Origin of the sequence: Streptomyces sp. WI03-4A, assembly GCF_033792105.1 — a bacterium.
Classification (GTDB): Bacteria; Actinomycetota; Actinomycetes; order Streptomycetales; family Streptomycetaceae; genus Streptomyces; species Streptomyces collinus_A.
In genome coordinates this window covers 104,737-126,149 of sequence record NZ_JARAUO010000014.1, presented here as the reverse complement: position 1 = coordinate 126,149, position 21,413 = coordinate 104,737, and the positions used below count along the sequence as shown (strand labels likewise).

The following is a 21,413-nucleotide window of genomic DNA, read 5'->3' as shown; positions in this document are numbered from 1 at the left end:
AGGCGTGGCGAGGGGGTGAGCGGGTCGCCCTCTCCGGTTCGAAGATGCACACGGTGCTGGCGACCATGCTGCTCGCACAGGAGCGGGTGGTGTCGGACAGCCGGCTGAGCGCCCTGCTGTGGGGGTGGGAACCGCCGGCGACGGCGAGCGCGCAGATCTATACCTACATGTCGCGGCTGCGCAAGCAGCTCGGCGCGGAGGTCGAGATCGTGCGGCGGCCGCCGGGGTACGTGCTGCGCGCCCCCGGTTCCGTCACCGACCTGGTGGAGTTCCGCAGGCTGGAGCGCGACGGACGGCGGGCGCTCGCGGAGCGCCGCTTCGAGGAGGCCGCCGACCTGCTGCGCGAGGCGCTCGGGCAGTGGCGGGGGGCCGCGCTGGCGAACGTCACCGAGCACATGCTGGACGCCGAGCCGGCACCGCTGGAGGAGGAGCGGATGCTGGCCCTCGAGTCCCGCATCGAGGCCGACCTGGAGCTCGGCCGGCACGAGCAGGTCATGGCCGAACTGACCGCGCTGGTCGCGGAGTTCCCGGTACGCGAGCGGCTGCGCGCCCAGCTGATGACGGCGCTGTACCGCTGCGGGCGGCAGGCCGACGCGCTGCACACCTACTACGAGGGCCGCAAGGTGCTGGCCGACCAGCTCGGCATCGACCCCGGCGAGGCGCTGGGCTCCACGTACCAGGCCGTGCTGGGCGGCGAGCTGGCGCTCGGGCCGCGGCGCGGCGTGCCGACCGGGGTACGGCCGGTGCCGTCGATGCTGCCCGCCACGGACGGCGAACTGGTCGGCCGGGAGCGCGAGCTCGAGGCGCTGCGGGGGCGTCTCGGCCACAGCGGCGGCGCGCCGCGGCGGATCCTGGTGACCGGCATGGCCGGCCTCGGCAAGACGGCGCTGGCGGTACGGGCCGCGGCCGAGAGCGGCGGGCTGTTCCCCGACGGGCTGCTCTTCGCCGAGCTGTGCGGCCTGGACGGCGCCCCGCGGGCTCCGCGCGCGGTGCTCGCGCAGTTGCTGCGGGCCCTCGGTGAGAGCGACCACGCGCTGCCCGCGGGCGACCTGGACGAGCTGGTACGGCTGTACCGGGCGCGTACGGCCGAGCGGCGGCTGCTGCTGGTGCTCGACAACGTCAGCGGCGACCGGCAGCTCACCCCGCTGCTGCCGGCCGGCGACTCGGCCGTGCTGATCACCAGCCGGAGCCGGCTGGCGCGGGTGCCCGGCGGGGACACGCTGGCGCTGCCGCTGCTGGACGACGGGGCGGCGCTGGAGCTGCTCGCCGCCCGGGCGGGCCGGCAGCGCCTGGACGACGATCCGGACGCGGCCGACGACCTGGTGGCGTACTGCGGGGGCCTGCCGCTCGCGCTGTCCATCGCCGGTGCCCGGCTGGCCGCCCGCCCGCACTGGACCGCGGCCCGGCTGGCGGCCCGGCTGGCCGACCCGGCCGCGCGCCTCGCCGAACTCTCCTTCGGCGACCTGGACCTGAGCCGGGTGCTGCGCTCCTCGGTCGAGCTGCTGCCGCCCGCCGTGCACGACGTGCTGGCCGGGCTCGCGGACCCGTACCTGGGCGACGAGCCGTTCTGCGCCAGGCGGGCGGGCGAGCGGCTCGGCCTGACCGAGGACGCGGCGGAGAACGCCCTGGAGGCGCTGGTCGACACCGCGCTGCTCGACCTGTCGGGACTGGACGACCTGGGGCGCCCGCTGTACCGGTGCCACGAGCTGGTGCGCCTGCTGGCGGCCACGCTCGACTCCTCGGACCTGCCGTCCGTCGGCGCGGGCCGGTGAGCCGGCCGTGCCCGCCCGTACCCCCTGCCCCCCGCCCCGGACGACGCCGGCCCGCCGGCCGTCCGGGGTGGACGGGCGACGGGCCGGGCCGGGCACGGGCGCGAAGAGGGTGACGGGGTCGGAGTCGGTGAGGGCGACGCCGTCGGTGACGGGGACGGGGTCGGTGCGGGTGGCTGTGTCGGCGGCGGTGGCTGTGTCGGCGGCGGTGGCTGCATCGCGGTCGGCGGCGGTGGCTGCGTCGGGACCGGCGGCGGTGGCTGCGTCGGGACCGGCGGGGGTGGCTGCGTCGGCGGTGACGGAGGCAGGGTCGGTGACGACGGCGGTGGCTGCGTCGGGACCGGCGGCGGTGGCTGCGGCGGCGGTGACGGAGGCAGGGTCGGTGACGACGGCGGTGTCTGTGTCGGCTGCGGTGACGGAGGCAGGGTCGGTGACGGCGGCGTCACCAGGAGCCGCGGGCGCGGGCGTAGTCCTGGCGGGCGGGGGCGATGATCTCCTGGGCCACCGCCCAGGCGTCGGAGACGACGCGTTCGCGCGGGGGGCGCGGGGACTGGGCGACGGCCTGTGCGGTGACCGCCCAGACGGCGGCGACGGCGGCGGTCGCGCGGACGTGCGTGGTGGGCCGGGCGGGGCGGATGCCGTTGCCGCAGACCTCCAGGCGCAGGCCGAGCGCGGCCGCCGTGGCCTCGCGCACACCGCGGGCGACCCGGGCGTCGGGGTGGGCGAACACCTCGGGCGACAGCGGGTGTTCGTAGACCTGGCGGACCCAGGTGCCGATCCGCAGCCGCTCGCGGGCCTCCCAGCCGCCGGGCGCGGAGGGACCGGGGTCGATGCGGTCGACGGCGTCGGCGAGGGTCTCGAAGTAGGCGGTCAGCTCGCGCGCCGTCAGCGGCGCCGCGGGAGCGGGGACGGTGTGTGTGGTCATGGCGGTCATGGTGGGCCGCTTCCTTTCCTGGTCGGTGGGTCGGCGCGGATGCCGGGTGCGGGTGCTCAGACCGGCGGGTGCAGGTGCACCGCGCCGCGGGCGGCCGGCCCCGCCGGGCGGGCCAGGGCGACCGCGAGGCGGTCGGACAGGTGCAGGTCCTGCACGGTCCAGGCGGTGGCGCGGCCGTCGGCGAGGTGGGTGACGCGGACCGGGCCGGTCCGCTCCGGGAGGGTCTCCAGGCGGCCGAGGTCGGTGCCGGCCAGGCCCACGCCGACCGCCTTGACCACGGCCTCCTTGCGCGTCCACACCCTGTGGAAGGCGCGCTGCCGGTCCGTGTCGTCCCCGAGCGCGTGCAGATGGCCGCGCTCGGCGGTGGTGAGCACGGTGTCGGACAGCAGAGCCTCCCGCACCGGCCGCAGCGCCTCCGCGTCGACGCCTATGGCGGTGCCGGCGCCGACGGCGAAGACGCCCCAGCCGGCCGTCCGGCTCAGGCTGATCGCGAGCGGCACGGGCGGGCGCAGCACCTGCGGCGGCCCGTGGCCGTCCGAGCCGCAGCCCGGGCAGCGCCGGCGGCCCAGGTCGACGTCGGCGGCGGTGGTGCCGAGGAGCTGACCGAGCGCGCGCCGGGCACCGGCCCGGGTGTGCACGAACTCGGCCGCGTCCCGCTCGGAGAGCATGCCGAGCGCACGCCGGAACTCCCCGGTGGCCAGCAGCCGCAGGTCGGCCGGGTCGACCCGGCCGGGTGAGCGCCACCACCACACGTGGGCCTCCCCGCGGGCGATGAGCCGGTCCACCTCGGGGAACACTGTTTCCTCGCCTCTTTGACGCATCGGCTACCACTCTCGCGTTTCCTGGAGACGTCGGACGGAACCGTCCGGACTTTTCACCGGACTTCTGCGAGGCCAGGTTCCGCCCGCCCGCTATTTCCCCCCTATACGGCGTTGACGACCCTTTTCCATAGGGTCGCGATAGGCGCTGCCCGGAAACTTTTCCGAGCAATGCCGTCGACCTGAGGACAACGCTGTGACGCAGATAGAGATTCTGGCTCCGGCCGCGGAAAGCACGGTGACCGCACATGAACTCACCGCAGCGGAGCAGACCGGACTGATCGCGCTGGCCGGCCGGCTGACCGGCCCGCAGCACCCGCTCATCGACTCCCCGGACTGGCTGGCCGCGGCCCGCGAGGCCACCTCGCTGCTGCCCCGGCGGCTGCTCGCGACGCTGCGCGCGTTCCGTCACGACCCGGGTCCGGACGGGGTGCTGCTGCTGCGCGGCGTGCCGGTGACGGCAGGCGAACCGCTGCGGCCGACACCGGGCGTGCCGAATTCCGTCGAGCATGTGCCGACCGCGGCGGCCGCCGCCATCGTCTCCGTGATGCTGCAACTCGGTGAGGTCATCGCGTTCCGGAACGAGAAGAGCGGCGCCCTGGTGCAGAACGTGGTGCCCGTTCCCGGAAAGGAGGATTCACAGAGCAATGCCGGTTCGGTGCTGCTCGAACTGCATGTGGAGAACGCCTTCCACGACAACCGTCCGGATTACGTGGGTCTTCTGTGCATGCGCGAGGACCCGACGGGCGACGCCAAGCTGTGCACGTCGTCGATCCGCCGGGCGCTGCCGCTGCTGACCGGGCGGACGCGGCGCGTGCTGGGCGAGCCGCGGTTCCTGACCGAGCCGCCGCCCTCGTTCGGGGCCCTCGGCGGGGTGCGGTCGGCGCACCCGGTGCTGCTGGGTGACCTGGACGACCCCAACGTGCTGGTGGACTTCGCCGCCACGCACCCGCTGGACGAGCAGGCCAAGGAGGCGATGACGGAGCTGCGCGAGGCGTTCGTGGCGTCGATGGCCGCGCACCGGCTGCGGGTCGGTGACCTCGCCGTGGTCGACAACCGGGTGGCGGTGCACGGCCGTACCTCCTTCACCCCGCGCTACGACGGTGAGGACCGCTGGCTGGAGCGGGTCTACGCCCACCTGGACAACCGGCGCAGCCGGGTGGACCGGCTGCACGGCGGCGCTGTGCTCAACTGACGCACACCCCAGACCGGTTGAAGGGCCGGCCCCCACGAGGGGCCGGCCCTTCAGGCGTGGTCACCGGTCACTGCCGGGCGCCGATGACGTCCGCGGGCCGCCCGGTCAGCGCCAGCCGGCCCGGGATCACGGTGGCCAGCAGGGCCAGCACACCGCCGAAGCCGAGGACGGCGAGATAGGTCAGCGGGGCCACGGAGGGCGCCGCCGCGCCGGTCATGCCGATGCTGAACGCGGTGAGCACGGCGTAGGCGATGCCGGTGCCGAGAGCGGCGGCGACGAGGACGACGATGCCGGCCTCGATCCGCAGCATGCCCATGACCTGGCGCCGGGTGGTGCCGACCAGCCGCAGCAGGGCGAACTCGCGCAGCCGGTCGGAGACCGACATGGCGAGCGTGTTGACGACGGCGATCGCCGTGAACGCGATGATCAGGCCCATCGCGACGTAGTTGACCTCGGCGTTGTTCTGCTGCACCTCGGCCTGGAGGTCCTCGACCTGGGCGCGGTCGAGCACGCCCACGCCGGGGAAGTGCCCGACGGCCTTCTGCAGCTGCTCGCGCCCCGCCTTGCCGTCACCGCTGGTGCGCACCAGGACGGAGGAGGCGAGCGGGTTGTCGACGTGCCGGGCGACCAGCGCGTGGCTCATGGTCAGGTCGCCGAAGCCGAGGCCGCGGGCGTAGACGGCGGCGACCCTCAGATTGACGGCGGTCCCGTCGCCGAGGGTCACCTTCATGGTGTCGCCGGGCTTCTTGCCGAGGTGGTCGGCGGCGACCTCGCTGACGGCCACGCTGCCGTCGCCGAAGCCGTTCAGCGTGCCCTTGGTGACGTCCGGGTCCCAGGTCTGGCGCAGCCCCTGGGCGGAGAGTCCCTGCGCCGGGTACTTGTCGAGCCCGATCCGCACGGAGGTCCGTACGACCTCGGTGACGGCGGTGACGCCGGGTGTCTGCCGCAGCGCGGCGGTCGCCTGCTCCGGCACGCCGGGTCCGGCCGAGGCCACCACCCAGTCCGCCTTGTTGCCGTCGCGGGCCTGGGCGGTGGCGGCGTCGCCCATCGTGGTCTGCACGAAGAACACCGTGCAGGCCATGCCGATCAGCAGCGCCAGCGGGGTGATCGCGGAGGCCATCCGCTTGGTGTTGGCGCGGACGTTGGCGGTGGCGAGGTGGCCGGCCACCCGGGAGGCGCGCAGCGGCACCCCGAGCAGGGCGACGGCGACGCGGGCGATGAGCGGGCCGAGCAGCGACACCGCGACCGCGAGCACCACGACCGTCAGGAAGGTCACGGGGGTGGAGGCGGGTTCGGTGTCGAGCACGCTGAGCACCACGAGCAGCACGATGCCGCCGGCCAGCGTGAGGACGCCGGACAGGGTGCGGCCCCAGGCGAAGCCCGGCCGCTCGACCGCGGACTCGGCGAGCGCCTCGGCGGGCCGGATACGGGCGGTGCGCCGGGCGGAGATGCGGGCCGCGGCCCACGCGCCGAGCAGCGCGGCTCCCACGGCGGCGAAGAACGGGAAGACGCTGAAGGTCACCTGGAGGGTGTCCGGGATCGCCTTGAAGTCGACGAACTTGGCGTGCAGCCAGTACGCGATGGGCAGGCCCAGCACGGAGCCGGTGACGCCGGCGAGCAGGCCGACGATGAGCGCCTCCCGGCCGATCAGCTGCCGGATCTGCTTGGGGGTGGCGGCGATGGCGCGCAGCAGCGCCAGCTCCCGGTAGCGCTGCTGGATGGAGAGCGCGAAGGTGCCGACGACGACGAGGACGGCCACGAGCAGCGAGGTGCCGCCGATGGCTCCGCCCATGGACACCAGCTTGATCCGGGCCTTGGCGGCGTCCAGGAACTCGACCGGTCCGCGGTCGCCGCCGGTGGCCACCTGGGCGGTGGTGCCGCTGAGCGCCTTGCGCACCTGGTCGGCGAGCTGTCCGGCCGAGACGCCCTGCTTGGGCAGCACGCCGATCGCGGACACCTGTCCGTCGTGGCCGGACAGCCGGGTGGCCTCGTCGGCGGAGAAGAACAACGAGGTCTGCTGCTTCAGGTCGCCGTCGGCCGGGGCCGCGACGCCGGTCACGGTGTAGGAGCGCGGGGCGTCGGTGGACTGCACGGTGAGCTTGGCGCCGGGCTTCAGGCCGGTACGGGTGGCGAGTTCACGGTCCACGACGACGTCGCCGGCGGCGCTGGGCGCGTGTCCGGCGACGAGCTTGAACGGGGTGAGGGTGGCCGAGGCCCAGGCGTGCCCGTAGGAGGGCTTGCCGTCGACGCCGGGGACGACCTGCCCCTGGGGGGTCACCGCGTAGGCGGGGAAGGTCAGTTCGGGCACGACGGACCGGGCGCCGGGCACGGAGCGGAGCTTGTCGACCGTGTCGGCGGGCAGCCACACGCGTTCGGCGAGCGGCTTGGCCTTGTGCTTGACCTTGGTCTTGCCCTTCTTGTGCTTGATCGTGGTCTGGTGGACGTTCTGGTCGCCGCCGACGATGACCGGCGCGCCGGAGTACCGCTCGGTGCCGATGGTGCCGCGCAGGCCGGTCTCCAGCAGGATGCCGCACGCGGTGACCAGCGCGGCGGCGCACATCAGCGCGAGGAACGCGCCGATGAAGCCGCCTTTGCGGGCCTTGAGGGTCTGGAAGGCGTAGCGCAGCATCAGGCCCACGCTCCCAGGTGTGTCATCCGGTCGGCGACGCGCTCGGCGGTCGGGGCGTGCATGCGGTCGGCGATGCGTCCGTCGGCCAGGAACAGCACGGTGTCGGCGTAGGACGCGGCGACCGGGTCGTGGGTGACCATGACGACGGTCTGGCCGGTCTCGTCGACGCAGTTGCGCAGCAGGGAGAGGATCTCCTTCGCGGTGACGGTGTCGAGGGCGCCGGTGGGCTCGTCGCCGAAGATGACGTCGGGACGGGTGATCAGGGCGCGCGCGATGGCCACGCGCTGCTGCTGGCCGCCGGAGAGTTCGGCGGGGCGGTGGGACGCGCGGCCGCCGAGGCCGACGCGCACCAGGATCTCCTCGAGCCACTGTGCGTCCAGGCGGGAGCCGGACAGGCGCAGCGGCAGCTCCACGTTCTGCCGGACGGACAGGGCGGGTACGAGGTTGAACGCCTGGAAGACGAAGCCGATGCGCTCGCGGCGCAGCTTGGTCAGCTGGGTCTCGTTCATCCCGCCGAGTTCTGTCTCGCCGATGTAGGCACGGCCGGACGACGGCTTGTCCAGGCCGGCCGCGCAGTGCAGGAAGGTCGACTTGCCGGAGCCGGACGGCCCCATGACGGCGGTGAAGGAGCCGCGGGCGATGTCCACGGTGACCCCGTCGAGGGCCCGGACACCGCGGCCGCCGCGGCCGTAGACCTTGGTGACCTCCTCCAGTCGCAGCGCGGCTTGGCTCCGGGCTCCCGTGCCGCCGCGCGGCTGGGTGTTGGTCCTCTCGGTCCTCATGCGTGACCAGTCCTCTCCATCCATCGTCGTGGGGGTCGTCAGCGACCTCCGCCGGCTGCGGAGGAGCATCGGGACGAACGTGGCCGGGCGATCTATATCGGGGCTATGGTCCCGGAGGCGACGAGGAGTAGGCGGACGATTTTCGGCCGGGGCGCGGTCGGGCAGGCCCCGGAGTGAACGTTTCGCCTGCGCCGCGCCCCTGTCACCTGCCCTTCTGTCAGGCCCGGTTGACGCCGCTCGGAACTCTGGCGGCGCCCGCGAGCCGGGAGTTGGAGGGCAGGCACCCCGTTTCCGCGGGACGGATCCGCCCGCCGGACGGATCCGCCGGGCTGGGCGGACCGAAGGGCGGGCGCCGTCGCACTACGCGGAGCGGTTACGGAGGTGGCGGAGGGCGAGGGTGGCCGCGGTCGCCGCGAGGCAGAGGGCGTAGGAGGCGACGACCCAGGGGGCGGGGGCGCGGCCGGCGGTGAGGCCGTGGACCACGGCGGCGAGCCAGCCGGCGTACGAGGCGCCGTGGAGGACGCGGAAGGGGCGGATCCAGCGGCGGGTGGCGAAGACGCCGCGCCAGACGCCGGTGGCGACCGCGAGGAGGAAGAGGTAGCAGGCCAGGGTGCCGAGGCCGACCAGCGCGTCGCCACTGCCCCAGCCGAGCGCCGCGGCCCCCGCGGCGACCCGGCCGCCGGCGACCTTGACGCCGATGTGCAGCAGCAGGAACCCGACGCCGAGCACGCCCAGGGCCCGGTGCAGGTGCTGGGCCGCGGTCCGGGCCCGGGGCGGCAGCAGCCCGCGCAGCGCGGTCGCGAGACCCGCCATCACGGCCAGCGACAGCGCGACGAGCGCCACCACCCCGGCCATCCGGTCGAGGAACCCGCGCAGCGCCCCACCCACGAGGCCACCACCCCCGAGCACCCCCGCGGCGACGACCACTCCGGCCACCACCGCGACGGCCCGCGGCGGAGGCGTGTGCGGCGGCCCCTTCCTGACCGGCGGCACCACCACCGCTGGTCTTCCGCCGACCGCCGCGCCCGCCGCGGGCACGGTTCCGGCCGGGGGTCTCGTCCCCGTGGGGGCGGTGGTCGTTGTCGTGGTGCCGGGTTCGGATGCGGGCGCGGGCACGGGCACGGTGGTGAGGGTGCCGTGGGTGGGTCGGGGCATCGGGGCTCCCAGGCTGGTCGGGCCGGATGTGAGGCGGTCCCCGGCCCCCGCCGGGGAGGGCCGGGGGCCGGGGACCGCGTCTCCCGGTGACCGAGGGGGGATCGGCACCGGGGGTCTGGCGGGCTCCGCGCCGGAGGGGGTGCGCGGAGCCCTGGTCGTCAGGCCGGGGCGTGCGGGCGGACCGGGCCCAGGGGGGTCGCCGTCGACGGGCGGGCCAGGGACGCCGACCACGGACCGTTCAGGTCCAGGTCCTCCACGTGCCAGGTCGTCGTACGGCCGTCGTGGACGTGGGTCACGGTCAGCGGGCCCTCCTGCCCGGGACCGACGTCCAGGGTGTTCAGCGGCATGCCCAGCAGACCGAGGCCCACCGCCTTCACCACCGCCTCCTTGCGGGTCCACGCCCGGTGGAAGAGGGCCGTGCGGGACGGCCCGTCGGGCAGCGCCAGGATCCGCTCGGCCTCGTCCGGCGTCAGCACGAGCTGCGCCAGCGCCTCCGACTCCATCGGGCGGTACGCCTCCACGTCCACCCCCACCCAGTCGCCCGCCCGGACCGCCAGTACCCCGCACCCGTCGGTGCGGGAGAGACTGATGGCCAGCGGGACCGGGGGCCGGACCACGGCGGGCGGGCCGTGGTCCGCGTCGCCGCAGCCGGGGCAGATGCGCCGGCCGAAACGCACGGTGTGGGCCGGCACGCCCAGCAGCCCGGCCACCGCGCGCCGCGCGCCCGCGCGGGTGGTCGTGAACGCGGCCGCGTCCCGTGGCGCGTGGAAGCGCCGCATGCGCGCCCGTTCCTGTTCGTCCAGCAGCACGAAGTCCGCCGGATCCGTCGCCTCGCCGAGCGGCCACCACCACACGTGGGTCTCGCCGCTGCGCCGCAGCCGCTCCACCACCGCGCGTGCCGTGTCGGGTACGTACACCTCACCGACGTCCGCCGCGTGGTCGATGTGCGCGTCGGCCTGGGCCGGTCGCGTAGCCATCCGTCCTCCTCTCTCCTCGTCACGGCCGGTCTCAGGCCAGTCCGTTGAGGCGCAGGATCAGGTCCTTGACCTCGGTGGCGTGGTAGCGGTCCCGTTCCTGAGCCGGGTCCGAGCACAGCAGCAGCGGCCCGTCCCGGTCGTCGGAGGGCAGCCGTCCGTGGCTGCCCCTGACCAGGCCGGGGTCGAGCGGCACCACGGTCAGCGGTGCGCGCATCCCGGCCTTCTTGCGCAGCACGGTCCACGCCGCCTTGGCCTTCACCGCCGGGATCGACGGGTCGAAGAACAGCTCGGCGGGGTCGTAGCCCGGCTTGCGGTGGATCTCGACGCCCCGCGCGAAGTCGGGAGCGCGGTCGTCGTCGAGCCAGTAGTAGTAGGTGAACCAGGCGTCCGGTTCCGACACCAGGACCAGTTCGCCCGCGTTGGGGTGGTCGATGCCGTAGGCCGCCTGCTCGGTGCGGTCCCAGATCTCGTCGACGCCCTCCACCGCCTTCAGCACGTCCCGCACCCGCGGGACGTCGGCGGGGTCGGCGACGTACACGTGCGCGGCCTGGTGGTCGGCGACGGCGAACGCCCGGGAGGTGTGCGGGTCGAGGTACTCCATGCCGCGCTGGGTGTACACCTCCAGCAGTCCCGCCCGGCGCAGCGCGCGGTTGACGTCCACGGGCCGGCTCACCGGGGAGATGCCGTACTCGCTGAGCGCCACCACGGTGGTGCCCCGCTCGCGCAGGTCGGCGAGCAGGGGGGCGAGCGCGGCGTCCGTCTCGCGGGCGGCGCGGACCGCCTGCGGGCTGTCGGGGCCGTAGCGCTGGAGGTCGTAGTCCAGGTGCGGCACGTAGACGAAGGTCAGGTCGGGGCGGCGGCGGTCGACGACGTAGCGCGCGGCGCCCGCGATCCACCGGGTGGAGGCGATCGAGGCCGTCGGGCCCCAGTACTGGAACAGCGGGAACTCACCCTGTGCGGCGGAGAGTTCGTCGCGCAGCCCGGCGGGCACGGTGTAGCAGTCCGGGGCCTTGCGGCCGTCGTGGTGGTAGACCGGCCGCGGGGTGAGGACCGTGTCCACGTCCGCGCCCATCGCCCACCACCAGCACAGGTAGGCGGTGGAGTGGCCGGGGTCGCGGCGGCGGGCCGCCTGCCAGACCTTCTCGCCCCGCACCAGCGCGTTGTGCTGGCGCCACATCATGACCTCGCCGTGGTCGCGGTGGTACCAGCCGTTGGCCACCGCCCCGTGCTCGCTCGGCCGCAGCCCGGTGGTGAGGGTGGCCTGCACGGTGGCGGTGACGGCGGGGAACACCGTGTCCAGCGGGGCGGTGAAGCCCTGCTCGCCGACCGCCCGCACGTGCGGCATGTGCTCCAGCAGCCGCGGGGTGAGGCCGACCGTGCACAGCACCGCCGTGCTCGACTTCGTGCGTCCGCCGCTCATGACGTCTCCTGCCGCAGTCCGAGGTCCAGCAACTCGTCGCGCAGCCAGATCAGTTCGGCGGCCAGACCGTGGGCGAGGGTGTCCTCGCGGTGGCCGGGCAGCACGGACCAGGTGTAGGTCTCGACCTCGATGTGGTCGGTGACCGCCCGCTCCCCGCCCAGCAGGGCGCGCAGGGTCTCGCGGAGCAGGGGCCGGGTGCTCGCCAGCGGCGGGCGCGGGTCCTCGTGCAGGGGCACGTGGTAGTGGATGCGCCAGGGCCGGTCACCGGGCAGCGCGCCGGAGAGCGCGGGCCCCAGGTCGTCGGTGCCGAGCAGCCGGCCGCCCGGGGACGGCTCGCGGGTCTGGTGCAGGAAGCGGGGTTCGGCGAAGTCCGCGAGCAGTTCCCGTACGGCCGGGTCGGCGGGGTCGGCGACCTGCAGCGCGGTGGACGCCTGGAGCTTGACCACCGGGATGCCCGCCTCGCGCAGCCGGCCCAGCACCTCGACCGGGTCCTCGTGGGCGACGGCGAGGTGGCAGGCGTCCAGGCACAGGCCGATCCACTCGGAGTCGGTGCCGGCCAGCGCGTCCACGGCCTGGTCGGTGCGCTCCACGACGCAGCCGGGCTCCGGCTCGACACCGACCCGGATGGTGCGGCCGGTGTCGGCGGCGATCTGCTTCAGCCCCTCGGCGAGCGCGTCGAGCTGGCGGGCGGCCATGGCGCGCTGGGCGGACGTCCACACGGTGCGCCAGGCCAGCGGCAGGGTGGAGATGGAGCCGCGGGCCCCCTCCGGCAGCAGCCCGGCCAGCACCCGGGCGAGGTCCAGGGTGTACTCCAGGCGGGCCGGTTCCGACCAGTCCGGGTAGTACACGGCACGCTTGACGACCCGGGCGTGGAAGCCGCGGTACGGGAAGCCGTTGAGGGTGACCGTCTCCAGGCCGCGCGCGGTCAGTTCGCGGCGCAGCCGGGCCACGGCCGCCGGGTCGGCGGCGAGCTGTCCCGCGGTCTCGGCGGGCAGCCACAGGCCGACGCCGATCCGCTCGGCGCCGGCCGCCACCCGCACCGGTTCGGCGTAGGCGGCGAGCTGGCCGATGATGCCGTCGAGCGTCTCGGCGGGGTGCACGTTGGTGCAGTACGCCAGGTGGACGGTGCTGCCGTCGGGGTGTCGCACACGCATGACTGCTCCTCAGCTCCCGCCGCGGGCGATGGAGTTGCCCGCGAACAGGCCCGCCGCCTGGGTGTCGTTGTAGCCGTCGAGGTCGAGCCGGCCGGACTGGCCGTAGAACGCGACCGGGTTGCGCCACAGCACACGGTCCACGTCGTCCTCGTCGAACCCGGCGGCGAGCATGGCCTCGGCGGTGGCCCGGGTGAGCAGCGGGTCGCTGTGGCCCCAGTCGGCGGCCGAGTTGACCAGCACGCGCTCGGTGCCGTGCCGCTTCAGGATGGCGACCATGCGCTCGGGGGTCATCTTGGTGTCGGGGTAGATGGAGAAGCCCATCCAGCAGCCGCTGTCGGCCACCTCGTCCACGGTGACCTCGTTGAGGTGGTCCAGGACCACGTGCGCGGGGTCGATGCCGGACTCGCGCACGACGTCCAGGGAACGGCGGGTGCCGCCGGCCTTGTCACGGTGCGGGGTGTGCACGAGCGCGGGCAGGCCGAACTCGACGGCGAGGGCGAGCTGGGTCGCGAAGGCGTGGTCCTCGGCCTCGGTGACGGTGTCGTAGCCGATCTCGCCGACGGCGACCACGCCGTCCTTGGCGAGGTAGCGGGGCAGCCGGTCGAGGACGGGCGTGCAGCGCGGGTCGTTGGCCTCCTTCGGGTTGAGGCCGATGGTGCAGTAGTGGTGGATGCCGAACTGGGCGGCGCGGTAGGGCTCCCAGCCCAGCAGGGAGTCGAAGTAGTCGGTGAAGCTGGCCGGGGAGGTGCGCGGCTGGCCGAGCCAGAACGCGGGCTCCACCAGGGCACGGACGCCCGCGGCGTGCATCGCCTTGTAGTCGTCCGTGGTTCGGGACGTCATGTGGATGTGAGGGTCGAAGATGCGCATGGCCGGGGGCTTTCCGCTCGGGAGTGGGTTCGGGGTCGGTCAGTGCTCGGGGGTGGCGACCAGCCAGAGGTCGGCGGGCACGGTGCGGGAGGCCGCGCGCCGCTCGGCGGCGAACCCCAGGGCCATGCGGGCCAGTTCGGCGTCGCGGCGGTCGCGCAGGCCGGCGACCGTGCGCAGCGGGATGCCGGTGAACAGGCACTTCAGGACGGCCTGGCGCCAGCGGTACTGGTCCAGGTGGGTACGGGCGTAGGGGCCGAGGGCGGCCGCGATGAGCCGGGTGTCGTTGGTGCGCAGGGCGTCGTCGGTGAGGGGCACGCCCGCGGCGCCGATCGCGAGGAACGGCAGGGCGCGCAGCACGCCGCGGCGCTCGGCGGCGTCGCCGTCCCCGTAGCGGGCCGCGGCCTCCGCTGCCAGTTCCTCGCCCTGGAGCGGGAGCCTGGTGAGCAGCAGGGTGCGGACGCCGTCCTCCACGTGCCAGTCGGCCCAGCCCGGCAGGGGGCCACGGCCGTAGTGACGGCCGGCCGCGGGGAAGCGGGCGTCGAGGGCGGCGGGGCCCTGCGTCTCGACCGCGGCGAGGTCCTGGGCCAGCCGGGTGCGCTGGGGCTCCCCCAGGACGGAGACGAGGGACTCCTTGAGGGTGCGGGCGGTCAGGGCGTCGTGGACGGTCGCCGGGGCATGGGTGAGCGTGGACGCGGTCATACGGGGGCTACCTCCTTCGGGACGGTTGCGGATCGGTGCGCGGATACCCGGGCACCGGCCGGACGTGCGTCGCCGCCTCCGGTGGGCGGGGCTTGAGGCGGGAGCGCGGTGGCGGTGCGGTGCAGGAACTCGATGCTGTCGCGGGCCGTCGCCGCGGCGGCGTGGCTGTGCCGGGGCAGTTCCACCGAAACGAGGCCGGTGTAGCGGGCGTCGCGCAGTGCCCGCAGGACCGGCGGGAAGTCGATCTCGCCCGCGCCGAACGGCAGGTGCTCGTGCACCCCGCGCCGCATGTCCTCGATCTGCACGTGGGCCAGCCGGTCGGCGGCCAGCTCCACGCAGCGCGTCTCCGGCCACGGCTCCAGGCAGCGGCAGTGCCCGATGTCGAGGGTGAGCCGGAACCGGTCGTGGCCGCCGAGGGAGCGCAGCAGCCTGTGGTACCCGGCGAGGTCCTCGACGAGCATCCCGGGCTCGGGTTCGAAGGCCAGGTCGACGCCGGCCCGTTCGGCCTCGCCCAGCGCCTGCGCGCAGCCCTCCTCCAGGCGCTGCCACGCCTGCTCCCGGCTGGTGCCGGGGCCGGGCGTGCCGCTCCAGAAGTGCACGGCCTCCGCCTCGAGTTCGGCGCCGATACGGATGGCGCGGCGCAGCAGGTCGAGGCGTGCGGCGCGGCCTTCCGGCTCGGCGTCGACCAGGGTGGGCCGGTGCTTGCGCAGCGGGTCGAGGAGGTAGCGCGCGCCGGTCTCCACGACCACGGCGAGGCCGGTGCGGCGCAGGTCGCGGGCGACGCGGCGGACGCGGGGCGCGAGGCCGCGGGCGTAGGGGTCGAGGTGCTGGTGGTCCAGGGTCAGGGCCACCCCGTCGTAGCCGAACCCGGCGAGGACGGAGAGGGCGTCGGTGAGGCGGTGGTCGGCGAAGCCGTTGGTGCCGTAGCCGAAGCGGAGGCCCGCGGCGGTCATGTCGGGGACACCTTTCTGGCGAGCCGGGCCGCCTGCGGGAGCCCGGCGGCGAGCGCCACGGCGAGCCGCGGGGCTCCGGCGCGCGCCACGAGGGCCGCCTGGAGGGGCAGCAGCGCGTGGATGCCGGCGCCGACGGCGGTCCGGACCCGGGCCGGGTCCCCCGGGTGGCGCAGGGCGACCCACTGGGGGCGGGCGCAGGACGTCGCGTAGAGGACCGAGGCGAGGACGGGCACGGCGAGGCGGGGGTCCAGGGCGCCGGGCACGGTGAGCCGGCCGGTACGGGCCGCGGTCACCGCGCCGCTCGCGGCGAGCGCGGTCGCCGCGGTGACGGCGAGGGCGAGCAGCGGCTCGCGGCCGGCCTCTCCGGTCACCTCGTGACGGCTGAGGCGTGTCACTCCCCAGGTGTGCAGCCCGGCGGTGGCGGCCGCGCCGAGCGCGGGCGCGGCCGGTCCGGTACCCGTGCCGTGCAGCACGTCGAGGGCGCGGGCCGCCGCCATGGCCAGGGGGCCGAGCGGGGTCCGTTTCAGACCGAGGTCGTACGCCCAGACGGCGGCCGCCAGCGGCAACGTGCGGCACAGCAGCACCCGGCGTCCACCGGCCAGCGCGCCCAGGCCGAGGCCCGCGGCGCTGAGTCCGGCGGCGATGCCGAGCGCGGCACCGGCGGGGATCCGCCCCGACGGCACCGGGCGTTCCGGGCGTTCCTCGGCGTCCTCCCAGCGGTCCGCCCAGTCGTTGAGCGCCATGCCCGCCCAGTACAGGCTGACGGAGGACGCGGCGAGCAGCAGCGTCCGCCCGCCGGCGGGCCGGCCCGCGGCCAGCGCGCCGGCGAGCACGTCACCGGGCACGGTGAGCGCGGCGGGCGCCCGCACCAGCTCGGCGACGTCCCGGGCCCGGCGGCGCAGGACCAGGGAGCGGGGGCGGTATCCGGTGTCGTAGGGGCGGTCCGGGCGGGTGCCGGTTCCGGCGGACCTGTCGGTGCGGGGCTCGGAGGCGGGGGCGCCGGTGCCGGTGGGACCCTCGGCGGCGGCCCCGAAGGCGGCCGTGCCGGTACCGGCGGAACCGTCGGCGCCGCGCTCGGAGGCGGGCACCCCGGTGTTCCCGGCGGGGGCGGCCGTGGGCCGCACGCCGCGGCGGGCCGCGCGGAACGCGTCGCCGGCCGCACGCGCAGCCTCCCGGCAGGCGAAGGCCGTCTCCCGGGCCGCCCGGGTCAAGGAGCTCAGGCGGCGGCCCGGCTCGCGGGGCGAGGAGGCGGCGGCCGAAGAGACCGGGGCGGAGGCGGTGGAAGCGTCGGCCGTCACGGATGCGGAAGCAGAGGTGGCGGAGGCGTCCGAAGCGGAGGGGACGGTGGCGTCGGCGGCCGGGGCGGACGTGGTGGAGGCGGCCGGGACGGAGGCGTGCGAGGCGGCGACGGCGGAGCCGTCAGCGGTGGACGGCCGCGGCCGTCCGGTGGCGGTGGCCCGGGCCGGGCCGGTCGCCGTCACCGCGCCGGCCGGGGTCCGCCCGAGGGCGGCCGCGGCCGGCGCGGCCGTCCCCACGGTCGTGCGCGGGCCGTTCACCGTGCCGCCTCGGGCAGGGGCGCGCGGGCGGGGGTCGCGGCCCAGGCGGTGAGGTGGGCGTGCTGGAGGGTCAGGTTGTGCTCGGTGGAGGCCACCGGGTCCTTGAAGAAGAAGCCGAGGGCGGGCAGCGCGCCGCTCTCGCCGCGGCGCCGGGCCAGGGCGGCGAACCGGACCAGGTCCAGGACCAGGGGCGCGGCGAGCGCCGAGTCGCAGCCCTGCCAGGTGAACTGCAGGGACATGCGCACTCCGAGGAAGCCCTCGAAGGAGATGTGGTCCCAGGCGGTCTTCCACTCGCCCATCTCGGGCACGTTGTCGATGTGCACCTGGCCCTCGACGGCGTGCCCGACGGTCTCCTCCAGGGCGCGCTGCTTGGACTCGGTCTTGCTGCGCGCGGCCGCCGGGTCGGCGAGGGTCGCCCCGTCGCCGCCGCCGAGCAGGTTGGTGCCGGACCAGGAGCGGACGCGCAGCGCGCGCTGCGCGAACATCGGCGCCAGGGCGCTCTTGACCAGCGTCTCGCCGGTCTTGCCGTCGCGTCCGGCGTGCGGCACCCCGCGCAGCCTGGCCAGTTCCTCCAGGGCGGGCAGCGCGGCACCGGCGGACGGGGTGAAGTTGACGTAGGCGCAGCCGGCGTGGAAGGCGGCGTACGCGTACAGGGAGCTGGGCGGCAGCAGGGTGGTGCTGGTCGCCAGCGCCTTGTCGAGGTCGGCGAGGTCGAGGAAGGCGGGGTCGGGCTCGGGCAGCGCCTCGGTGGAGGAGACGTTGACGACGACGACCTGCTCCAGGCCGTGCCGGGCGCGGAAGTCCGCGATGTCGGCGGCGAGCCGGCGGGCGGTCGTGTACTGCGGTTCGCCCTGGCGCGGGGAGCCGTCGCGGATCTCGCGGTCGGCCGCCTCCAGGGCGGGCCGTACGGCGGCGACCACGCGGGCGGGCAGCACGCCCGCGTCGGCGAGGTGGCCGGCCCTCGCCGGCAGCGGCACGCCGACGATGTCGTGGCCGCCGAACACGAGGTCGGCGAGGGCCGGCAGGGATGCGTCACGGAAGACGGGGGATTCGGTGACGCATCCGGTCGCGGGGGCCAGATCAGCGGCGATCGCGGCCGTCCCGGCGACCACGGTGGTCGCGACGGAGCCACGGGCGCCGACCAGCCAGACGCCGACGCGGGGGGAGTTTCCGGTGGTGCGGTCAGTGTCCTGCATGGTGATCCAGCCTCCAGCTGGTGGTGCCGTACGGGGTCGGGGGCTACTTGCCGAGGTCGGCCGGGAAGGGGGAGGCGTCGAACGCCGCGTCCAGCTCGGCACGGTCACGGCGCAGCCACTTGGCGGTGATGTGCCGGACGGTGTGCCGGGGCAGGTGCGGGTTGTGGTCGAGGTCGGTGATCGGCTGGGCCAGCGACTGCAGCTCCCAGGCGACGCCCGCGAGCCGGTTGACGTGGGTCCACCAGCGGGGCTCGATGCCGAGCAGCACGAAGCCGGCGAGGAAGGGGTGCCAGCGGTGGTAGGCGTGCGTGGGCTCCGGCGGCGTGTAGTTCATCATGTGGACCTTCTGGCCGGCCGGGCGGCGCGGGTCGAACAGGACGCCCTGGCCGAACTCCTGGAAGGCGAAGACGAGTCCGTGCGGGTCGCGGCCGTAGTACTTGTCGTAGACGGCGCGCTGGTTGCGCGAGAGGACCTCGAAGGCGTCCTTGTTGGGCTGGATCAGTTCGAGGAAGCTGCGCGGGTAGCGGCCGCCCTGGCGGGTGGCGGCCCAGGCGTCATAGGTCTTGGTGAAGCCGCCGAACGGGGTGGTGATGGCGGCGACGGCGTCCTTCATCTCCTGCGAGGGGGTGTAGTAGGACATCTCGTCGTACTGGTACCAGAACTCGTTGGCCCAGCGGTCGCCGACCATGCCCGGCACGTCCGGCAGGGAGGGGTGGCAGCGGCCCGGCCGGGCCTCCGCCGGGGCCGCGCCGATCAGGGTCGCCGCGGCGGCCGCGCCGGCCACACCGAGGGCGGCCCGCAGCGCGCCCCTCCGGTCCATCGTGTTGAGCGACATGGGTTCTCCTTACGATCTGCTGTGGATCGGGGGGATCGGGGGGATCACGGACAAACGAAGTGCGGGGGAACGGTGCGTTCCGGGAGGGGCGCAGCCTTTCCTGGTTACGACTCTCCGGTGCCGCCCTATGGGCGGCCTATACCGGGAAGCGGCAGGTCAGGCCGGGCTTTCGGAGTCGGGGTAGGGGGCCTTGCGCAGGCCGGGCGAGAGCAGGGCGCACAGGGCCGTGAGGGCCATGACGGCGCTGAGCGCCAGCACCGAGCGGACCGCCCCGGTGGCCTCCAGCAGGAAGCCGGCGGCGACCGGCCCCGCCGCCATGGCGCCCGAACCGACCAGGTTGGCGAGGGAGTTGGCGCGGCCGCGCATCCGGTCGGGGGCGGCCCGCACCAGCAGGACACCGCCCGCCACGTTGAAGACACCGCCGACGTAGCCGCTGGCCGCGAAGAGCGCGCCGAGCAGGACGGGGGTGTGCAGGGCGGCGGCGACCGGGGCCATCAGCGCCGTCCAGGCGAGCAGCCCGCCGAGGACAAGGGGGCGCAACCGCAGCCGGCGCTGCCACCAGCCGCCGGTGAGGGCGCCGACCAGTCCCCCGGCGCCGCTCAGCGAGAGCACCAGGCCGACCTCGAACTGGGTGCCGTGGTTGTCCTGGATGCCGGACATGACGGCCAGGTTGAGGCCCTGGAACAGCACGTTGGTGACGGCGACCGCCGTCATCACGGCCCGCAGGAAGGGCTGTCGCCACATCCAGACCAGGCCCTCGCGGATCTCGGTGCCGAGCCGGGCGGGCGGCGCGGCACGCTGCTGCTGAAGCTTGCCCTTGATGCCGAAGAGGCAGATTACAGAGGCCAGTTGAGCGGCGGCGGCGGCCGCGTACGGCAGGGCCGCGGCCAGTCCCACCAGCCCGCTGCCCAGCGGCTGCCCGGCGATGGCGGCGCCGCGGGTGCGGGCCTCGTTGCCGGTGAGCGCGGCCGGAAGCTGCTCGGCGGGGACCACGCTGGGTACGGCGGCCCGCTCGGCGAGCTGGTGCAGCACCCCGAGCGCGCCCTCGGCGAACGCGGCGACGAGCAGCGCCCACAGCCAGGTGTGCCCGCTGACCAGCAGCGCCACCACCAGTCCGGCGACCAGCGTCTGACCGAGCCCGGCGGCCACCATGACCCGCCGCCGGTCCCACCGGTCCACGAGGGCGCCGCCCGGGAGCTGCATCACGAGCTGGGGCAGCAGCAGGGCGGTGCCGACGAGACCGGCGTCGCCCGGTGAGCCGGTGGCCCACAGCACGGTCAGCGGGTAGGCCACGGCCGTGGCCCGGCCGGCCAGCAGGGAGAGCCCCGCGCCGCCCCACAGCAGCCGGAAGTCCCGGTTGCGGCGCAGCGGCGGGACCTCGGGTGCGGCCGGCCTGTCCTCGACCACTGTCACGGTGTCCCGCCCTTCCGTCGCCCGCTCGTCGTCGGCCATGAGCCACGGCACCTCCGCCGGGTCGGCGGCGGTCCGCCGTGCCGTGCCGCTCATCGGACGGCCAGCGGCACCGGTGCCGGGGCGTGGACGTGCTCCAGGACGGCCATGGCGCTGTGCATCTTGTTGGTGGCCTGGGCGAAGGCGATGCTCATCGGGCCGTCCAGGATCTCGGCGGTGACCTCCTCGCCGCGGTGCGCGGGCAGGTCGTGCATGAAGACGGCGCGCGGGCTGGTGCGCCACAGGTCCCGGGTGACCTGGAACGGGGCGAAGATCTCCCGCCAGTCGGCGTCGGGCTTGCTGGTGCCGGTGGTCTGCCAGCGGGTGGTGTAGACGACGTCGTACGCCCCGTCGAGTGCCGTCATGTCGTGCCGTTCGGTGATCCGCGCGCCGGTGCGGGCGGCGTTGGCGCGGGCCCGCTCCAGGACGCCGGGGGCGAGCCCGTAGCCGGGCGGGGTGCGCAGTTCCAGGTCGGCCGCCGGGTACCGGGTGAGGGCGAGGGCGAGCGCGGCGGCGGTGTTGTTGCCCTCGCCGACGTACAGCACGCGCAGACCCTCGACGCGGCCGAAGTGCCGCAGCAGCGTGGTCAGGTCGGTGAGCGCCTGGGTGGGGTGCTCCTCGGCGCTCATGGCGTTGACCACCGCCATGCGGTGCTGGCTCGCCCAGCCGCGCAGCTCGGCCTCCGGTCCCGCGGTGCGGGCGACGAGGACGTCGAGCATGCCGGAGAGCACCCGGCCGGTGTCCTCGGTGGTCTCCCCGGTGTTGAGCTGGAGGTCGCCGGGGCCGTAGGCGATGAGGGAGGCGCCGAGCCGCAGCGCGCCCGAGGAGAACGCGGTGCGGGTGCGGGTGGAGGTCTTGGCGAAGTAGACGCCGGCGACCAGGCCGTCCAGGGGCCGGGCCGGGCCGGCGATCCCGGCGGAGAACTCGGCGCCGCGCCGCACGACGTCGTGCAGTTCGTGATCGGTGAGGTCGTCGATGGAGACGAGGTGGCGCACGCGGCGCCCGTCCGTGCGGACGTCCATGGT

The 21,413-nt window shown here is 75.2% G+C and carries 18 protein-coding genes; 2 read left to right on the top strand and 16 right to left on the bottom strand.

All coding sequences use genetic code 11. The annotated features are described in order from the left end of the window. Positions 1-44 precede the first annotated feature (44 nt). On the top strand, positions 45-1,772 hold the full coding sequence (locus PV343_RS17165; protein ID WP_319147790.1) for a BTAD domain-containing putative transcriptional regulator: 1,728 nt from the start codon (positions 45-47) through the stop codon (positions 1,770-1,772). Positions 1,773-2,211: 439 nt separating this feature from the next. Here PV343_RS17165 and PV343_RS17160 read toward each other — a convergent pair whose 3' ends face one another. Both PV343_RS17160 and PV343_RS17155 read right to left on the bottom strand, forming a co-directional pair. Further along, positions 2,212-2,694 (bottom strand): hypothetical protein, encoded by a 483-nt coding sequence (locus PV343_RS17160; RefSeq protein WP_319147789.1) that lies wholly within the window; start codon positions 2,692-2,694, stop codon positions 2,212-2,214. 65 nt (positions 2,695-2,759) lie between these two features. Further along, positions 2,760-3,524 (bottom strand): 4'-phosphopantetheinyl transferase family protein, encoded by a 765-nt coding sequence (locus PV343_RS17155; RefSeq protein WP_319147788.1) that lies wholly within the window; start codon positions 3,522-3,524, stop codon positions 2,760-2,762. Positions 3,525-3,717: 193 nt separating this feature from the next. Between PV343_RS17155 and PV343_RS17150 the strand changes: the two genes are divergently transcribed. After that, positions 3,718-4,716, top strand: coding sequence for a TauD/TfdA family dioxygenase (locus PV343_RS17150; protein WP_415923496.1), 999 nt, complete (start codon positions 3,718-3,720; stop codon positions 4,714-4,716). 67 nt (positions 4,717-4,783) lie between these two features. On the opposite strand, the gene PV343_RS17145 is transcribed toward PV343_RS17150, so the two are convergent. The 14 genes from PV343_RS17145 to PV343_RS17080 all read right to left on the bottom strand — a co-directional run bounded on the left by PV343_RS17145 (position 4,784) and on the right by PV343_RS17080 (position 21,410). Next, on the bottom strand, positions 4,784-7,345 hold the full coding sequence (locus tag PV343_RS17145; RefSeq protein WP_319147786.1) for an ABC transporter permease: 2,562 nt from the start codon (positions 7,343-7,345) through the stop codon (positions 4,784-4,786). Then, positions 7,345-8,127: an ABC transporter ATP-binding protein gene (locus PV343_RS17140; protein ID WP_133920110.1), complete on the bottom strand. Its 783-nt coding sequence runs from the start codon at positions 8,125-8,127 to the stop codon at positions 7,345-7,347. The genes PV343_RS17145 and PV343_RS17140 overlap by 1 nt, the downstream gene beginning before the upstream one ends. A gap of 360 nt (positions 8,128-8,487) precedes the next feature. Beyond that, positions 8,488-9,282, bottom strand: coding sequence for a ferric reductase-like transmembrane domain-containing protein (locus tag PV343_RS17135; RefSeq protein WP_319147785.1), 795 nt, complete (start codon positions 9,280-9,282; stop codon positions 8,488-8,490). Between the two features lie 158 nt (positions 9,283-9,440). Further along, positions 9,441-10,259, bottom strand: a complete 819-nt coding sequence (locus PV343_RS17130) for a 4'-phosphopantetheinyl transferase family protein (protein WP_319147784.1) — start codon at positions 10,257-10,259, stop codon at positions 9,441-9,443. Positions 10,260-10,290: 31 nt separating this feature from the next. Then, on the bottom strand, positions 10,291-11,679 hold the full coding sequence (locus PV343_RS17125; RefSeq protein WP_319147783.1) for an alkaline phosphatase family protein: 1,389 nt from the start codon (positions 11,677-11,679) through the stop codon (positions 10,291-10,293). Next, positions 11,676-12,833, bottom strand: a complete 1,158-nt coding sequence (gene eboE, locus PV343_RS17120; protein WP_319147782.1) for a metabolite traffic protein EboE — start codon at positions 12,831-12,833, stop codon at positions 11,676-11,678. Before eboE ends, PV343_RS17125 begins: the two co-directional genes overlap by 4 nt. 9 nt (positions 12,834-12,842) lie before the next feature. After that, positions 12,843-13,700 carry a TatD family hydrolase gene (locus PV343_RS17115; protein WP_319147781.1) on the bottom strand — a complete coding sequence of 286 codons (858 nt, stop codon included), beginning with the start codon at positions 13,698-13,700 and terminating at the stop codon, positions 12,843-12,845. 39 nt (positions 13,701-13,739) lie between these two features. Then, positions 13,740-14,399 (bottom strand): EboA domain-containing protein, encoded by a 660-nt coding sequence (locus PV343_RS17110; RefSeq protein WP_319147780.1) that lies wholly within the window; start codon positions 14,397-14,399, stop codon positions 13,740-13,742. Continuing rightward, positions 14,396-15,352, bottom strand: a complete 957-nt coding sequence (locus PV343_RS17105) for a sugar phosphate isomerase/epimerase family protein (RefSeq protein WP_319147779.1) — start codon at positions 15,350-15,352, stop codon at positions 14,396-14,398. Before PV343_RS17105 ends, PV343_RS17110 begins: the two co-directional genes overlap by 4 nt. Further along, a complete protein-coding gene (locus PV343_RS17100; protein ID WP_319147778.1) occupies positions 15,349-16,908 on the bottom strand; it encodes an SCO3242 family prenyltransferase in 1,560 nt (519 codons plus the stop codon). Before PV343_RS17100 ends, PV343_RS17105 begins: the two co-directional genes overlap by 4 nt. Continuing rightward, positions 16,905-18,104 (bottom strand): inositol-3-phosphate synthase, encoded by a 1,200-nt coding sequence (locus PV343_RS17095; RefSeq protein ID WP_319147777.1) that lies wholly within the window; start codon positions 18,102-18,104, stop codon positions 16,905-16,907. Before PV343_RS17095 ends, PV343_RS17100 begins: the two co-directional genes overlap by 4 nt. Before the next feature lie 43 nt (positions 18,105-18,147). Then, entirely contained in the window at positions 18,148-18,939 is a 792-nt protein-coding gene (locus tag PV343_RS17090; protein ID WP_319147776.1) for a Tat pathway signal sequence domain protein, read from the bottom strand. Positions 18,940-19,095: 156 nt separating this feature from the next. Beyond that, positions 19,096-20,445, bottom strand: a complete 1,350-nt coding sequence (locus tag PV343_RS17085; protein ID WP_319147775.1) for an MFS transporter — start codon at positions 20,443-20,445, stop codon at positions 19,096-19,098. Next, complete coding sequence (locus tag PV343_RS17080) at positions 20,442-21,410, bottom strand: ornithine carbamoyltransferase (protein ID WP_319147774.1); 969 nt, start codon at positions 21,408-21,410, stop codon at positions 20,442-20,444. Before PV343_RS17080 ends, PV343_RS17085 begins: the two co-directional genes overlap by 4 nt. Positions 21,411-21,413: the final 3 nt, after the last annotated feature.

Bases quoted from the DNA above. Each gene is read 5' to 3' on its own strand.
- PV343_RS17165 (WP_319147790.1), top strand. From the start codon at position 45: ATGCACACGGTGCTGGCGACCATGCTGCTCGCACAGGAGCGGGTGGTG.
- PV343_RS17160 (WP_319147789.1), bottom strand. From the start codon at position 2,694: ATGACCACACACACCGTCCCCGCTCCCGCGGCGCCGCTGACGGCGCGC.
- PV343_RS17155 (WP_319147788.1), bottom strand. From the start codon at position 3,524: ATGCGTCAAAGAGGCGAGGAAACAGTGTTCCCCGAGGTGGACCGGCTC.
- PV343_RS17145 (WP_319147786.1), bottom strand. From the start codon at position 7,345: ATGCTGCGCTACGCCTTCCAGACCCTCAAGGCCCGCAAAGGCGGCTTC.
- PV343_RS17140 (WP_133920110.1), bottom strand. From the start codon at position 8,127: ATGAGGACCGAGAGGACCAACACCCAGCCGCGCGGCGGCACGGGAGCC.
- PV343_RS17135 (WP_319147785.1), bottom strand. From the start codon at position 9,282: ATGCCCCGACCCACCCACGGCACCCTCACCACCGTGCCCGTGCCCGCG.
- PV343_RS17130 (WP_319147784.1), bottom strand. From the start codon at position 10,259: ATGGCTACGCGACCGGCCCAGGCCGACGCGCACATCGACCACGCGGCG.
- PV343_RS17125 (WP_319147783.1), bottom strand. From the start codon at position 11,679: ATGAGCGGCGGACGCACGAAGTCGAGCACGGCGGTGCTGTGCACGGTC.
- eboE (WP_319147782.1), bottom strand. From the start codon at position 12,833: ATGCGTGTGCGACACCCCGACGGCAGCACCGTCCACCTGGCGTACTGC.
- PV343_RS17115 (WP_319147781.1), bottom strand. From the start codon at position 13,700: ATGCGCATCTTCGACCCTCACATCCACATGACGTCCCGAACCACGGAC.
- PV343_RS17110 (WP_319147780.1), bottom strand. From the start codon at position 14,399: ATGACCGCGTCCACGCTCACCCATGCCCCGGCGACCGTCCACGACGCC.
- PV343_RS17105 (WP_319147779.1), bottom strand. From the start codon at position 15,352: ATGACCGCCGCGGGCCTCCGCTTCGGCTACGGCACCAACGGCTTCGCC.
- PV343_RS17095 (WP_319147777.1), bottom strand. From the start codon at position 18,104: ATGCAGGACACTGACCGCACCACCGGAAACTCCCCCCGCGTCGGCGTC.
- PV343_RS17090 (WP_319147776.1), bottom strand. From the start codon at position 18,939: ATGTCGCTCAACACGATGGACCGGAGGGGCGCGCTGCGGGCCGCCCTC.
- PV343_RS17085 (WP_319147775.1), bottom strand. From the start codon at position 20,445: ATGAGCGGCACGGCACGGCGGACCGCCGCCGACCCGGCGGAGGTGCCG.
- PV343_RS17080 (WP_319147774.1), bottom strand. From the start codon at position 21,410: ATGGACGTCCGCACGGACGGGCGCCGCGTGCGCCACCTCGTCTCCATC.